The 14,513-nt window shown below is 64.1% G+C and carries 11 protein-coding genes, 1 tRNA gene and 2 pseudogenes; 6 read left to right on the plus strand and 8 right to left on the minus strand.

The window, feature by feature from the left end; all coding sequences use genetic code 11:
- Together BM009_RS21940 and BM009_RS21945 are read left to right on the plus strand one after the other, a co-directional pair.
- Positions 1 to 728 (plus strand): annotated as a pseudogene (locus BM009_RS21940) (glycosyl hydrolase); the annotation flags it as partial.
- 99 nt (positions 729 to 827) lie between these two features.
- Entirely contained in the window at positions 828 to 2,354 is a 1,527-nt protein-coding gene (locus tag BM009_RS21945; protein WP_093299789.1) for a sialate O-acetylesterase, read from the plus strand.
- A gap of 367 nt (positions 2,355 to 2,721) precedes the next feature.
- Here BM009_RS21945 and BM009_RS22755 read toward each other — a convergent pair.
- The 8 genes from BM009_RS22755 to BM009_RS21980 all read right to left on the minus strand — a co-directional run bounded on the left by BM009_RS22755 (position 2,722) and on the right by BM009_RS21980 (position 9,660).
- Positions 2,722 to 2,793 (minus strand) — tRNA-Glu (locus BM009_RS22755).
- 130 nt (positions 2,794 to 2,923) lie between these two features.
- Positions 2,924 to 3,760, minus strand: coding sequence for a DMT family transporter (locus BM009_RS21950; protein WP_093299791.1), 837 nt, complete (start codon positions 3,758 to 3,760; stop codon positions 2,924 to 2,926).
- A 38-nt stretch (positions 3,761 to 3,798) separates the two neighbouring features.
- Positions 3,799 to 4,173 carry a VOC family protein gene (locus BM009_RS21955; RefSeq protein WP_093299794.1) on the minus strand — a complete coding sequence of 125 codons (375 nt, stop codon included), beginning with the start codon at positions 4,171 to 4,173 and terminating at the stop codon, positions 3,799 to 3,801.
- Between the two features lie 120 nt (positions 4,174 to 4,293).
- Complete coding sequence (locus tag BM009_RS21960; RefSeq protein ID WP_254772415.1) at positions 4,294 to 4,707, minus strand: VOC family protein; 414 nt, start codon at positions 4,705 to 4,707, stop codon at positions 4,294 to 4,296.
- A 355-nt stretch (positions 4,708 to 5,062) separates the two neighbouring features.
- Positions 5,063 to 6,460, minus strand: a complete 1,398-nt coding sequence (locus BM009_RS21965) for an efflux transporter outer membrane subunit (RefSeq protein ID WP_093299796.1) — start codon at positions 6,458 to 6,460, stop codon at positions 5,063 to 5,065.
- Positions 6,457 to 7,353 (minus strand): HlyD family secretion protein, encoded by an 897-nt coding sequence (locus BM009_RS21970; RefSeq protein WP_093299799.1) that lies wholly within the window; start codon positions 7,351 to 7,353, stop codon positions 6,457 to 6,459. Before BM009_RS21970 ends, BM009_RS21965 begins: the two co-directional genes overlap by 4 nt.
- Positions 7,354 to 7,366: 13 nt before the next feature.
- Complete coding sequence (locus BM009_RS21975; protein ID WP_093299801.1) at positions 7,367 to 7,564, minus strand: DUF1656 domain-containing protein; 198 nt, start codon at positions 7,562 to 7,564, stop codon at positions 7,367 to 7,369.
- Positions 7,561 to 9,660: an FUSC family protein gene (locus BM009_RS21980; protein WP_093299804.1), complete on the minus strand. Its 2,100-nt coding sequence runs from the start codon at positions 9,658 to 9,660 to the stop codon at positions 7,561 to 7,563. The genes BM009_RS21975 and BM009_RS21980 overlap by 4 nt, the downstream gene beginning before the upstream one ends.
- A 76-nt stretch (positions 9,661 to 9,736) precedes the next feature.
- On the opposite strand from BM009_RS21980, the gene BM009_RS21985 reads away from it, so the two are divergent.
- From BM009_RS21985 to BM009_RS22005, 4 genes and pseudogenes are all read left to right on the plus strand, one after another.
- Entirely contained in the window at positions 9,737 to 10,534 is a 798-nt protein-coding gene (locus BM009_RS21985; protein ID WP_093299807.1) for an AraC family transcriptional regulator, read from the plus strand.
- A 321-nt stretch (positions 10,535 to 10,855) separates the two neighbouring features.
- Positions 10,856 to 12,016: a tyrosine-type recombinase/integrase gene (locus BM009_RS21990; RefSeq protein WP_093299809.1), complete on the plus strand. Its 1,161-nt coding sequence runs from the start codon at positions 10,856 to 10,858 to the stop codon at positions 12,014 to 12,016.
- A gap of 493 nt (positions 12,017 to 12,509) precedes the next feature.
- Entirely contained in the window at positions 12,510 to 13,793 is a 1,284-nt protein-coding gene (locus tag BM009_RS21995) for a hypothetical protein (RefSeq protein WP_093299812.1), read from the plus strand.
- Positions 13,794 to 14,240: 447 nt separating this feature from the next.
- A pseudogene (locus BM009_RS22005) lies at positions 14,241 to 14,489 on the plus strand (transposase); the annotation flags it as partial.
- Positions 14,490 to 14,513 lie beyond the last annotated feature (24 nt).

A 14,513-nucleotide genomic window follows, 5' to 3' on the forward strand; every position in this document is an offset into this window, starting at 1 on the left:
TCCACGCCGCCGAGGCACTCTGGGCCAAGCAGCAGCAGGGCGTCATCAAGGCCGGCGACGGCCGCGACGACTCGACTTCGCCGCGCTCTGCGCAGGGCGCCAACGTCACCGCCACCGTCGAGCTGTTGATCACCACCAAGGGCGACAAGACGTACGCCGATCGTCTACGTGCGCTGCTTCCTGTCATTCGCGAGAATTTCGAGTGGACCGCCGGCCCGGCCGTGCGCGCGATCCCGTTCATGGATGCCGATTATCGCGCGCAGCTCGTACCGCTGGTCCGCGCGATGAAGGCGAAGGTCGACCAGGAACACGCGAACAACCCGTTCGGCGTGCCGATCGCCACCGGGACATGGGCGGGTTCCAATCAGGTGGTCGCCTTCGGTACGACGATGTACCTGCTGCACAAGGCGTTCCCGGAGCTGGTCGGCACCCGCTACACGCTCGATGCGATCGACTATGTGCTGGGGCGGCATCCGGCCAACAACCTGTCGCTGGTCTCGACCGTCGGCACCGCGTCGAAGCTGATCGGCTATGGCCATAACCGCGCCGACTACAGCTTCATCCCCGGCGGACTCGTGCCCGGCGTGCTGATCGTCAAACCCGATTTCCCGGAAGCCAAGACGGACTGGCCGTTCCTGTGGTTCGAGAACGAATATACCGTCAGCACCACCACTGCCTACATCCTCGCCGCTCGCGCGGCGATGGCTGCATCGGAGGAGGCGAAGTAGAGCCAAGCGGCCGGCCGCGTTGCAATGCCGGTTGGTTCCATGCTGAAACACCAAGGCCCCCGTCTTGGCCACCAGCCTGACGCGATAGGAAACAAGTCGATGATGAAGCGCCTGCTCGCCGCCGCCCTGGTCGTTGCCGCTACCGCCTCTCCCGCCAGTGCGCAGCTCAAGCTGCCCCATCTGTTCAGCGACCACGCCGTTCTGCAGCGCGATCGGCCGCTGCACGTCTGGGGCTGGTCCAGCGCAGGCGCGACCATCACCGTTGCCCTCCACGGCCAGCGCGCAACCGCGATTGCCGACCGGCTTGGCCGCTGGGAGGTCTGGCTGAAGCCCGAGGCGGCGGGCGGCCCCTATGTGCTCACCGTCGACGGCGGCGCGGCCGAGGGGCAGGCGCAGGTTCAGGACGTGATGCTCGGCGATGTGTGGTTCGCGTCGGGCCAGTCGAACATGGAGTTCCCGCTCAAGGGCTTCAGGCGCGCGCCGTTGAACAACGGCGCCGCGGAGATCGCCGCAGCGACCAACCCGCGCATCCGGCTTCTCCGCCTCGAGCACAAGAGCAGCACGACGCCGCTCCGCGATATCGATGCGACCTGGACGAAGACGACCCCCGCCACGGCAGCCGACTTTTCGGCGATCGGCTATTTCTTCGCGCGCGAAATCGCCGCGCGCGAGAAGGTGACGGTCGGCGTGATCGACTCCACCTGGGGCGGCACGCCCGCCGACAGCTGGGTTTCGACGGACGCGTTCGCGAGCGACGCGACGCTCGCCCCCGCGATCGACGCGCGCGCCCGCTTCCAGCAGGACCAGACCGACGCCGATCTCGCCCTCGCCGCCGAGGCGCGTGAGGACGCCGCGATCCGCGCGTCCGGGGGCACGCCGCCCTCGCACCCATGGCACCCGCCCGAGGAGGCGTATCGGCCCTCGTCGCTCTACAACGCCATGGTTGCGCCGTTTACGGGCTACGGCATCAAGGGCGTGATCTGGTACCAGGGCGAGACCAACAGCAACGTCGCGCGCGCGCCATATTATGCAGATCTCTTCCGTGGCCTGATCACCGACTGGCGGCACAACTTCGCGCAAGGGGATTTCCCGTTCCTCTACGCCCAGATCTCGTCGTTCAACTCGCCCGAGGAGGAATGGGGTCTGGTGCGCGACGCGCAGCGCCGGGCGCTGGGGCTGGTCAACACCGCGATGGTCGTCACCACCGATGTCGGCGACCCGGACAATGTGCATCCGGGCGACAAGCAGACGGTCGCCGCCCGGCTCGCGCTCGCTGCACGAGCAATCGCCTATGGCGAACGCGTCGCCTATCAAGGCCCGCTGTTCCGCCAGGCAACGAGCGAAACGGGCGGGATGCGCGTCTGGTTCGATCATGCCGCGGGGCTGACCAGCCGCGGTGCGCCCGTGCCTGGTTTCGAGATCGCCGGCGCGGACCGCAAGTTCGTCGCCGCAACCGCGCGGATCGAGGGCGAGACGGTGGTGGTGACGGGGCCCGTCCCCCAGCCCCGCTATGTCCGCTATAACTGGAGCGGGGTCGTGCCGGGCAGCCTGTACAATGCCGCGGGCCTCCCCATGTCGACCTTCACCTCCGAGGAGCGTATTCAGGGGCATCTTGCCTATCCCTGAACGGTTGGCCTGCCGAAAGCCGACCTCGCGCCCCGCCCCACTGACGGGCGGCTATCGAACACGCGAACAACCAGTTCTGGCGTTTGCCGTCGTTCCGAGCGCCGGATCGGAACGGCGCAAGTTGGTCGCAACGTGCCGGGAGCGATGCGCCAATGATGGTGGCCGGCGGATATCCCGAAGGAAGATGGAAAGGCTGAGTTGGGATGCGAAACATATACTCGCCAGCGTCCCGCCAGCTGCGGATATCAACGCCACTGGCCCTAGAACAATCCGTGAAAGTCCGTCGATTTCCAGCTACGGTTTTGCAGTAAATTTGCAGTAAGTTGCACGTTGGTGCAGCTATTCGGCAGCTAAGCCCTTGAAAGGCTGGTGACCCCTACGGGACTCGAACCCGTGTTTTCGCCGTGAGAGGGCGCTTTCTCAGCACGGGGTACAAGCCTTTGTTGGAAAGTTTGCGCGGCAGCTCTCATGATGCAGATGGCAATTGCCAATATTCTCGAAAGGAACCGGGTTCGAGATGGCGAGCAGCACGATTTTGTACGATCGGCTCAATCCAAACGCATGTGTCGTCAACCCGCATGGCCGATCAGAATCGCGCCTGTTGCAACTACCAGGCAGGCCGTAATCCGATAGCGGCTCAGGCGTTCGCGAAGGAAGATGCGTCCAATCACGGCGGCGAAGACGACGCTTGTCTCGCGCAGCGCCGACACTGGTCCCATCGCGCCACGAGCCATGGCGAAGATGACGATGCCGTACGCCAAAAGCGAGGCAAGCCCACCACCAGCCGCTACCAGCATCTCCTGTCGCCCGCGCACCAGGGTGCGGGCATCGCGCAGCATGATGTAGCTCGCCGGCGCGAGCAGGCCCCACAACAGGCACATCCATACGGTGTAGCCCAGCGGTGCGCCTGACAGCCGGACGCCCAGCCCGTCGGTCACGCTGTAGGCGCCGATGAAGCAGCCGGTTCCTAGCGCGAAGAGCAAGGTTTTTCGCCCGATGGCTCGGCCTTGGAAGGCCAGTGCGACGATCCCGCCCGATACCAGCAGCACGCCCGTCAGGCTGAGTACGTCGGGCAGCTCGCGCGCGAAGATTGCCGCGCCGAGCGAAACCAAAAGCGGCGAGGCCCCGCGCGCGATCGGGTAGGTCTGCCCGAGATCGCCTTCCCGGTAGGTCCGTACAAGGAAGAGGTTGTATCCGGTATGGAGCAGCGCTGACAAGGCAACGCAGCCCCAACTCGCCCTTGCGGGAACCGGTAAGAAGAGGGCCATCAGGGCACAGGCAACCGCGATGGCGATGCACATGATCGTCATCGACCAGAGCCGGTCGCCGCCTCCGCGCAGAAGGGCGTTCCAGCTCGCATGGAGGACCGCAGCGACCAGGACGATCAGGCTGATACCTATGGACATGAGGGTCCTCGGCTAGCCGCATAGCCAAGCGCCGCGCATTACCGCGTCGCTCTCGTTCGCGCGGTGAGCTTGTTGCCGTCCGGATCCCGGAGATAGGCAACAAAGACACCGTTCGGGCGCTCGCACGGTGGCGTTTCTATGGAGGTGCCACCATGCGCGGTGCCGGCCTCGTGCCATGCGCGGACATGGTCCGCGCTCAGGGCGGCAATGCCGATCGTTCCGCCATTGGCCGCCGTCGCCGGGTGGCCGTCGATCGGTCGGGTGATCATCAATCTTCCACCGTCGTGTTCGTAGATGAGCCGGCCTCTCTCGTCCTTCTCGCCCGATTTGCCGCCCAGCGCCGCAAAAGTTGCGTCATAGAAGGCTCTGGATCGTGCCAGGTCGTTGCTACCGATCATGATGTGCGTGAACATATGTTCTCCCAAGATTGGCTTTGAAAACAGGGAATTATCGGTGGCTTTTTCGCTGCTTCGTCCGAGCTGCGTCAAGGGCGAGAATGGTCGGCGGATAGCTCCGCCGACCCAGGAGGGACCTTATTGCCGGCTATCCTGATAGGCTTCTTCGGGACGGACCCGGCTAAGCGTCGTCACTTCGATGAAGTAGCCGCCTTTTGCCCGGAAATAGAAGCACCAAGCGCCGTGCGCATCGCGCGGCGCCTGCGTTTTCCATCCGTCCCCGCGCAAGCGGGCATGCATGGCATCCACAGCATCGCGGGTCTCTTGAATGAAGCCTATATGCAGTATGTTGAGCTGTTTGGGGTAGTCGAAGCCGTCGAGCTTGTTTTCGAAGTGATTGATGATCAACACCAGCCCGTCGTCATCCTGCAAGATCGCCATCTTTGTGCCGCGCACAACGAGCGTGCGCAGGCCGAAATACTGCTCGAACATCGCTCGATCAGCTTCGACATCATCGCTGTATAGGTTGAGGTGGTTCAGCTTCATGGTCATGCCTTTCCGTTGGTTAGACGGACACGAGCCGATCGCGATCAGACAACGACGACCGGCCACGCACGAGGTGAACCCTCGCTGTGTCCGGCCATGGCCAAGAGCGGCGTGACCCGCTCAAGCTTGACTGTCTCCCGGGAGACCGCAGGTTGTCACCATACCTGCATCGCTGTCTTTTTAGGCGCGTTGCAATTTAGAGGGCTTAGTCTGAGCGTCAAGCCGGAGACGGGTCTTGCGCTAAGCAACCTCCGGCCAGGTTGCCGACGCTTCCGAGGTTTAGGCGATCCGAGCCGGGGGGCACTTCCCAAGATATGGCATCGAGCAAACATGGCGTTACACATACATGCCCCCAAAGATGTCATTCTTCCCACCCGCCTCCCAGCGCGAGGAAGAGATCGATCTGTCGATCGACGACACTGGCGCGGGCGCGGGACAAACTTGCCTGGGCATCGGCGTACCCGGCCTGTGCGTTCAGGACGTCGAGGAAGGGCGTGCGGCCGAACCGCTGGAGCCTGTCGGCATCACGGCTGGCACGAAATGCGGCGTCTGCCGCTCGTTCCAGATCCCGCAGCCGGTCCGTCGCCCGGGCATATGCCGATAGCGCCGTCTCGGTCTGTTGCAGCGCGAACAGCACGGCGCCATCGAAGCCCGCCAGCGCAGCGTCTGCATCGGCACCGGCCTGGTCGATCCGGGCACGGACCGCTTTCCTGTTCGGGAACGACCACGACACGAGCGGGCCGAGGCTGAACCCGAACGAAGTCGATCCCAAAGCGCGACCTATCGAAGCAGCCGTGCCTGCCGATCCGCCGATACTGACCCTCGGGTAGAGCTCGGCCTCGGCGATGCCGATGCCCGCAGTGGTCGCCGCGAGCACGCGCTCGGCCCCTCGCACGTCCGGGCGACGCCGGAGCAGCATCGCACCGTCCCCGACCGGGATCGGCCGCGCAAGCGCCGGGATCGCGGCGCAGGCCTCGAGTTCGCGTGGATAGTCGGAAGGCGTCCGGCCCATCAGCGCGGCCAGTTCGAACAACGCGGCCTTTCGGTCGGCAAGGATGTCCGGGAGGGCTGCCTCACTGGCGAAGGCGGCGGCGCGTGCCCGGTCGATGTCGAAGCGCGTCCCGCGTCCCCGGCGCGCCGTGCGCACCGCCACTGCCAAGGTCGCGCGCTGGATCGCGGCGATGTGCTGCGCCGCTGCTAAGGCCACGCCATCGGTGCAGACCCGTGCATAATTCCGGGCAATGGCTGCCGCGACCACGACGCGCACCTGATCGCGCGCCGCCACCGCCACTTCTGTTTGCGCCGAAGCAGCCTCGATCCCGCGCCGGATGCCGCCCGCGAGATCGAGCGGGTAGCTGGCATCGAAGCCGAGCGCGTAGCTGAACGGCGCCGGCAGGGAGGCAGTAGGGCCGCCAATCCGACCGCCCGATGCCTGGCCGCTCAGGCCGGTGGTTATGGTCCGCTCGGCGGCGGCTTCGCGAAAGATTGCGCTCGCGCGGCGGAGATTTGCATCGGCAGCGCGCAGATCAGTGTTGGCGGCCAGCGCCTCCTCGACATAGCCGTCGAGCCGGGGATCGCCGTAGAGCCGCCACCAGCGCGGCGGCAACGCGGCCTGCGACACGCTCCTATCATTGATTCCCAGAAACGGTGCCGCCGCTTCGGGTCGGTTGACGATCGAGGCCTGGGGAATGCGATAGTCCGGCCCGGCGACACAGCCGGCGAGGAGCAGGGCGGGGAGGGTGGTGACGACGCGCTTCACGACCGCCGCCCTCCTGCCGGCGCGGCGAGGGCGGGAAGGAGCTCCACGGTCGCCGTTCGCCCCGCGATCAGGCGGGTGCCGGCAGGCACCCGGTCGATATGCACGCGAACGGGAATGCGCTGGGCAAGCCGAACCCAGGAGAAAGTTGGTGCGACCTTCGGCAGCAGATTGCCTGTATTGTCGCGCTGATCGTCGGCGATCGCGGCGGCGATGCTCTCAACATGCCCAGCGATCTCGCCATCCTCTCCCATCAATCGGACGCGCGCACGGTCGCCGATCGCCACCCGGTGCAGCTTGGTCTCTTCGAAATAGCCCTCGACCCGCAGCGAGGCCGTGTCGACCAACGCCATCGCCTGCGCGCCCGCGGCAAGATAGTCGCCGGGGTGGATGTCTAGGTTGGTGACGATGCCCGTCACGGTGGCGCGGATTTCGGTCCGCTCGATATCGACCTTGGCGACATTGCGGTCGGCGATGGCGCGGGTCAGCGCGGCCTCCGAGGTCCGGACCCTGGCGGCGCTCTGTTCGCGCGCCTCGGTCGCGACGAGGTCGCCCAACGCGACGTCGCGGCGCGCCTCCTTGCGCGCCTGTTCGAGCTGCGCCCGCGCCTCTGCAATGGCGGCGTCCGCGCGCTCGATTGTCGCGGCAAGACGCGGCCGGTCGAGCACTATCAGGAGTTGCCCGGGCCGGACGGTCTGGTTGTCGCGAACCGTTACCTGCGTCACCAGCCCGCCGACGTCGGTCGAGACGCGAACGACATCTGCGCGGATGCGGCCGTCGCGCGTCCAGGGCGTCTGTTGGTGCCGGTCCCAGAGTTGCCAGCCGACCAGCGCGGCAATAGCGACGACGGCAAGCGTGATGCCGTAGCGCGCGAGGACGGAGAGAATGGACTTCATAACAAGGATCCGGTCACAGGGTGGCCCGCAGGAGCAGGCCGTAGAGGAGGAGGAACACGGCGATCTCGGTTAGCGCCGGCCAGGCGAGGCGGCGCGACAGGCCGGTGACGGCGAAGAGCCGCAGCAGGAGTATTGTCGCGATCAGGGCGAGGCAGGCGAGCGCCAGCAGTCCCGGTACCAGGACGCCGGCAATGTCGAGGTCGCGGATCATGCCGCGCGCTTCGGATCGGTTGCGGCTGCGGCAGTTAGCGCAAAGCGGAGGTCGAGCAGCGGATCGAGCAGCCGCCACCTGCCTTCGTCCGCGTCGGCCGCGACACGCGCGATCAGCGTTTTGAGGCGCTGGTCCAATGCAGCGAGCGCGTCGGCATTGCCATCGCGCCCGTCTGCTACGCTCTCGGCGAGCGCCCCGAGCAGTTGCCGCGCCTGCTGGTCGATGGCGCCGACCGCAGGGTCCAGCGCGCGACGCAGCCCGGCGACCGCATGCCCGATGCGGAGATGGCGCAGCATCGCGTCGAGCGTGTCGGTGCGCGAGCGCCTCGACGCGGCAAGCCGCGGCAGGAGGAGGGCGGTGCGGTCGACCATCAGGCTCGTCCAGCCCGCCTCGGCTGGGCCATGGCCGCGCGCGCGCCGGGCGACGTCGCGGCGGCTCAGCCGCAGCAGGCGATCGATCGCCGCATCGGCAGGCAAGGTCTGGAGCAGGGTCATGCTTGCCGCCCCGAACGCGGTTGCCACGAACAACGCCACGCTGCCGTTGAGCGCATCGGCAAAATCGCCGCTATACTGTGCACCCAGCCCGGAGAGGATCGGGATCGTTAGCGTGATGCCCAGCGCCATATAGGCCGTGGCCGGCCGCGCCTGCAGCGATCCGCCCCAGAGGAAGGCGGGGGCGAGCACGGCGACCAGCGTTGGGAAATCCGTGACGCGCGGCAGGATGACGAAGCTGTAGGCTAGGCTCAGTATCACGCCGTAGAGCGAGCCCAGCATGTATTTGCGCACATTGGGCGCAGGCGCGTCGACATTGCCGAAGAGCGCGCAGGTAACGCCGAGCACCGATACCGCCAGCCCGCCGTCCGGCCAGGCCGACCAGATCCAGAACAAGCACCCGGTCAGGATGCCGAGGGTCGCGCCGGTTGCAGCACGTGTGGCCATAAGCGGGTCGCGGTGATGGACATAGCCCGTTGCTGACATGCCACTGAACCGCAGTGTGCAATTTCGGGCCGGACGGGTGTTCGCGAACTCGCGCCCCAGCAGGTCACCCTCGTGGAGCAGCCCGACCAGTTCGGCGAGGTGGCCGGCGAGATTGCCGGTCTGCAGCCGTCCCTCTTGCGCCGGTTCGGCATAGGCCTCTGCTCGTAGCTGATGCGCGCGGTCGATCAGATGGCGGGCGGTGGCGTCCGACTCCGGCGAGGGCGCAGCGTCGATCCACTGGTCGATGGCGTGCAGCAGCGCCGCCAGCGCTTCGTCGTTGTGCATCGCTGCCAGCCGGGCCTCGATCTCCGTCGCCAGCGGGAGCAGCCGCGCCAGCCGATCGTGGAGGTGCCGCAGCGTCGCACGGCGTGGGCGGGCGATCGCCGGGTCGTAGGGGAGATGCATTGCCAGCCCGTTCAGGGCGAGCAGATCGAGCGCCAGCCGGTGGCGGTCGGCCTGCTGTCGCGGGTCCGTTTCGCCGCGCAGTAGGTCGCCGGCCAAACGCCGTGCATCGCGCAATGTCGCTGTTACCTTAGCCACGAGCTGGCCGGTCATTGGCCGGGGCAGCAGGAAGCGGTGGATCAGCACAGCACAGAGAATGCCAAGCCCGATTTCCTGCACGCGGACCAGCGCGGTGTCGAAGATCGCGTCCGGTTCGGCGACGCCGGGAAAGCCGATCAGGCTGGCGGTATAGCCGGCCAGCACGAAGGCATAGGCGCGCGGCGTGCGGTCGAGCAGCGACAGGAACAGGCAGAAGCCGATCCAGCCGGCCAGCACCAGGCTGCAAATGATGGGCTCGGCGACAAAGGTAGGAAGGATCACCACCGTCGCCGCAGCGCCGATCAGCGTGCCCACCATGCGGTAGACGCCGCGGCTGAGCGACGCACCGGCCGAGCCTTGCGACACCAGATAGGCCGTGATGATTGCCCAGGACGGGCGGGGAAGCCCGATGCGCAGGGCGATATAATAGGCCAGCATCGCCGCCGCGAAGGTCTTGGCGGAGAACAGCAGCGCCTCCGCATCGGCGCGCAGCGCCGGCGCGCGCAGGAACGTGCCGATCGGCGGCAGCGTCAGTCGCGGCCCGACCCAACCATAAGTGTAAAACAGCCAGATACCCATCGGCTTGTTGATAACGATTCTTAGATCGTTATAAATTCGGTATCCTGACAATCAGTCCCTGAATTCGGTCAATCGCATGCTGTCCCCGCAACCCGCCATCGCCGCCTTCGATCCCGACGCGACCGACCGGCCTGCGATTGCCCGCAATCTCGATTTCGCGGACTATGCCGCAGAGGTGCCCGCGCATGTGCACCGCAAGGGGCAGATGATCCTGGCGCTGCATGGTGCGGTCACTTGCACCGCGGACGACCAGCTCTGGATCGTACCGCCGAACTGCGGAGTCTGGATTCCGGGGGGCACGCCCCACAGTGCCCGCGCCACGCTCAACGCGCGGCTGAGCTATCTGTTCGTCGAACCGGGGGTGGCAAGCCTGCCGGACCATTGCTGCGCGTTGTCGATATCCCCGATGATCCGCGCGATGATCGATCGACTGACCGAGGAAGGCGCCAGCTATCCGCCGGACGGCCATGCCGCACGGCTGGCGCGCGTGCTGCTCGATGAATTGGCCGAGATGCCGCACGAACGGTTCAATCTGCCGGTTTCGACCAACCCGAAAATCCGGGCCATTGCCGATGCGCTAACGTCCAACCCGTCGGACCGCGCTACACAGGCGGAATGGGCGAAGCGCGTGGCGTTGGGCGAACGGTCATTGTCACGGCTTATGATCCGCGAAACCGGTCTCACCTTCGGTCGCTGGCGCCAACAGCTGCATCTGATCATCGCGCTTCGGGAGCTGGCAGGAGGGGCATCCGTGCAAGGCGTGGCTGCGGATCTGGGCTATGAGTCCGTCAACGCGTTCATCACCATGTTCCAGAAGGCGTTGGGCAGTACGCCCGCGCGCTTCTTCGCCGGAAGGCGGCAGAATCGGGCTTAATCTTCAAGATCGCGGAGCGGACCAAAATTCTGGCGGGAGGATAGGTCGGACGTGCGCCTTCAGCCACTTGCGTCCGCACGTGCATATTTGACGTATATTTGACAAGTTTGCTGCTGATCCAGCTAAGCCATTGAAAATTGGCGCACCCGACAGGATTCGAACCTGTGGCCTCTGCCTTCGGAGTGCACAGAAACGGGGGTTTTTGAACCTTCCTGAAAATGCTAATATGCTGAGAATGGTCGGTTTTATGTCTCAGGCGATCTAGCTACTTCCGACCATGTTTTCCGTACTTTTTCCGTACGGAATGAGCAGGAGGCTGGCATGGGGCTGGACCTGAGCAAAGTGAAAGAGCGGGACGCGCTCCGCAATCAGCGCGAGCCCTACTGGCAACGCATTCGGCCTGGATGCTTCCTCGGCTATCGACCCTCGGCACGGGAAGGGGCGGGAACGTGGATCGCTCGCGCCTATGACGAGGAGCAGCGTTGCTATCGTCTCAAGGCGCTTGGCGACTTTGGCAGGCTCCCCGGTCGCGATCGGTTTGCCGATGCGAAACGGGAGGCGGAAGCTTTCGCCGCGTTGGTGGAGTCGGGAGGGCTGATCGAGGAAAAGGTTGAAACCGTAGAGGAAGTGTGTCGGCGATATGCTGAGACTCATCCTGACGCAGCAGGCCGTTTCAAGCGCCACGTCTATTCCGATCCAATAGCCAAGGTGAAGCTAGCCAAGCTTCGCTGGCACCATTTGCAGGCTTGGCGCAAGCGCTTGGAAGAAAAGCCCGCGCTGGTCACGCGGCGCAAGAAAGGTCCGCAGGTTACCCGCGACCGGGCACCCTCTTCGATTAATCGAGACATGGCGATGCTCCGCGCAGCACTGAACACGGTGCTCGCGCCAGGAGCGCCGGACACAGAAGCAGCGTGGCAGGAAGCGCTGAAAGCTATCCGCAACGCTGACCGGCAACGAACCCTCTACCTGGACCGCGACCAGCGGCGCGCCCTTCTGGAGAAAATCGGCGCCGAAGCCGAACCCTTCGTGCGGGCCCTCTGTCTTCTTCCGCTGCGGCCGGGGGCTGTCGCTAGCCTGACCGCCGGAAATTTCGACGAGCGGACATCGGAGCTGACCATCGGTAAGGACAAAAGCGGCAAGCCTCGCCGCATCCTTGTACCGGCCGGCGCCGCGAAATTTTTCGCAGCGCAGGCGAAGGGCAAGCTGGCCCATGCCCCGTTACTGGCGCGCGCCAACGGCAAGCCATGGGACAAGGAAACGTGGAAGAGGCCGATCGCTGAGGCGGTCGTCGCTGCTACACTGCCATGCGGGACGACCGCCTACACACTTCGCCATAGTACGATCACCGACCTGGTGAATGGAGGCCTGCCGTTGCTAGCCGTGGCGCAGATCAGCGACACCAGTGCGGAGATGATCGAACGGCATTACGGCCATCTGAGCCGGCATGCGGCAGCGAAGGCGCTGGCGGGTCTTGCTTTGTAAGAGCGCCAAGAATGGAGGTCAGGCTTGCCCGACCACTGAAAGCCAATGCGGCCGATGGAATGGGTGCACCCCATCAGCATAAGGTCCTCGGCATCGGATTTTGAACGTCGGTTCCCAAAAATTGCCGTTCGCATTTCCTGTGCGGCGTCTCGTTCGCGTGAAGAGCCTCCGCTCAATTTGGGTTTGGACGATGAAGCTGTCTCAAAGCCTGTCCCGCGGAACGAGCTATTCCCTCGCCTAGAGCCGCGGGAGTTGGGCAAAATTCATGGATCGGACAATGGCTAGACGCATTCCCAACTTTCTGCCCGAGAAGCGCCTTAGCCGAGCGATCCAACCAGCCACTCAAAAACCGATAGTGGCGGATGAGCCGTCTTAATTTTGTCCGCCAAATCCACGTGCTAATAACCTTTCGCTATCGATTCCTGCGCGAAAAGGAATGCATGTTAGTGCTGCTGCCCGGGGGCCGGCTGTGGCGTATTGATCGAGGTGGCGCATGACGGCGAGTAAATCAGAGGCATTTCTAAAAACGGTCGGAGACCGGACCTTCCTTAAACTGTGGACTTGGGCCAATACCCATTACAAGCAGGGCAAAGAAGCCGCCGACTTCGTCATCCCGTTTGGTGATGACATCGTGCTCATCTCGGACAAAGCCTGCCACTACAACCCGGAAGAGCACGGGGCGCTCGCTTGGTCTCGCTGGCTTCGGCGGGTGAAGGAAAAGAGCTTGAAGCAGCTCGGGGGTGGCATGCGCACGATCCGCGAACGTCCAGGCAATGTTCGCATGGACCCGAAGCTGAAGGAGGGTACGCCATGGCCGCTGAATGCCGACAGAACCGCCCGCATCCATTTAGTCGGGATCGCAAGGCCGGCGTTAGACCCGGCCATCGTTCCCAATGATTGGAAGTCATTTACTTACGTCGGCCACGAGATCGATAAGCCGTTTACAATCGGTCCAATCCGCGAAGGCGACCATGTCGTGCACTTATTCGATGGTCCGACGATCGATCTGCTGCTGGAGTATCTTGATACTGCTCCGGATTTCATCGCCTATCTCAAGGGGCGAGAGGCAGTCCTTCGCAGCACGAACGACTATGCATTCAATGAAAGCGACCTGCTCGCAGCGGCGCTGATAGGCTGGGAGAGCAATCCCAAACTTTTGCCGCTTGTCCCGTCACTTGAGTCGGTCAAGCCGGGGCTCTGGAACCAGTATAAGAATAGCGAACGGGCCGCCCAAACACGTGAACTCGATAGACCGAGCCGGCTGATCGACGAATATCTGAACGGCCAGTACGAGGAGTTGCGGGAAGGGCGCTTCATCGACTCCGATCCTACGATCGCGGAGCATGAGTTCGCAATGCGGTTGCTTGCCTCCGAGGGGCGTTATCCACGTCGAATGATCGCTGAAGAGATTTTTGACCTGCTCAAAGAGGAGAATCAGAAGATATTCTGGGCTAACACGATGCCGTCGCCTACGACACCGGATCTCCGCTATGTTTGTATGACGTTCCCGCCTCGTCCCCAAGATTGGACTCAGGAACAGCAGGACGATTACTGTCGGGACCAGCTGATTCAGCACATGTTGGTGGCTCGATTCGCGTTCAAGCAGGAGTTGATTTTGGGAATTTGCTTGGGAAACCCGGCGACCGATGATGGTAGCGTGTATACCCACGCCGGGCGTTTCCCTGCGACTCGTGAGCTGGTCGAAAGCGCCGCCTTGCTTCAGAAAGCCGGCATATTTGGGAACCTGCAGTGTATCAACCGCTTGCACTTCCGTTAGGATCTTCTCCTCGCCCAAGCGGCAGCGCTTCCGGCGCCAAACATGCAAAATTCGGGGGGCGGCCGGGGAGGGCGCGTTTGATTACATTGAGATGTTATCCACCCCGGTGCGCAGGCAGGTCGGAAACGGAATGCTGTCGCCCGTCGCGTTCTAACGGCAGCAGATACTGCATGCGGAAGGCGTCTAGAAAATCACGGGCTGCTCAGTTCTACATAGACAGGGCTGCGGGCAGAGAGCCTCACCTTCTTGAGGTGCGATGCTCAGGCGCCCCAATCGCCGACAAAGGCCTTGATTGCGTCACCAGAGGCGCTCTCAGCTAAAATCATCTGCTCCTGATCTTCCGCGGCGGACATCGGAACGTCTGCGGGCGCCAAGAACTGGCCTCCTGACGTGCTCCCCTGAAACTCCTCCAGTTTGAGGTAGAGTCCTCGATCAAGGAGGACGAAGATGAAGCGCAGCAGGTTTTCAGAAGAGCAGATCATCGGGATCCTGCGCGAGCAGGAGGCCGGTTCGTCGACGGCAGACGTGTGCCGGAAGCACGGTGTAAGCAGCGCGACGTTCTACAAGTGGAAGGCGACGTACGGGGGCATGGATGTGTCGCAGGCGCGCAAGTTGAAGGTACTCGAGGACGAGAACGCGCGGCTGAAACGGCTGCTGGCCGATGCGATGCTCGACAATGCGGTGCTGAAGGAAGTTGCCGCAAAAAACTGGTGAAGCCTG

The organism is Sphingomonas sp. NFR04 (genome assembly GCF_900114095.1).
In the GTDB taxonomy this organism is placed as follows: domain Bacteria; phylum Pseudomonadota; class Alphaproteobacteria; order Sphingomonadales; family Sphingomonadaceae; genus Sphingomonas.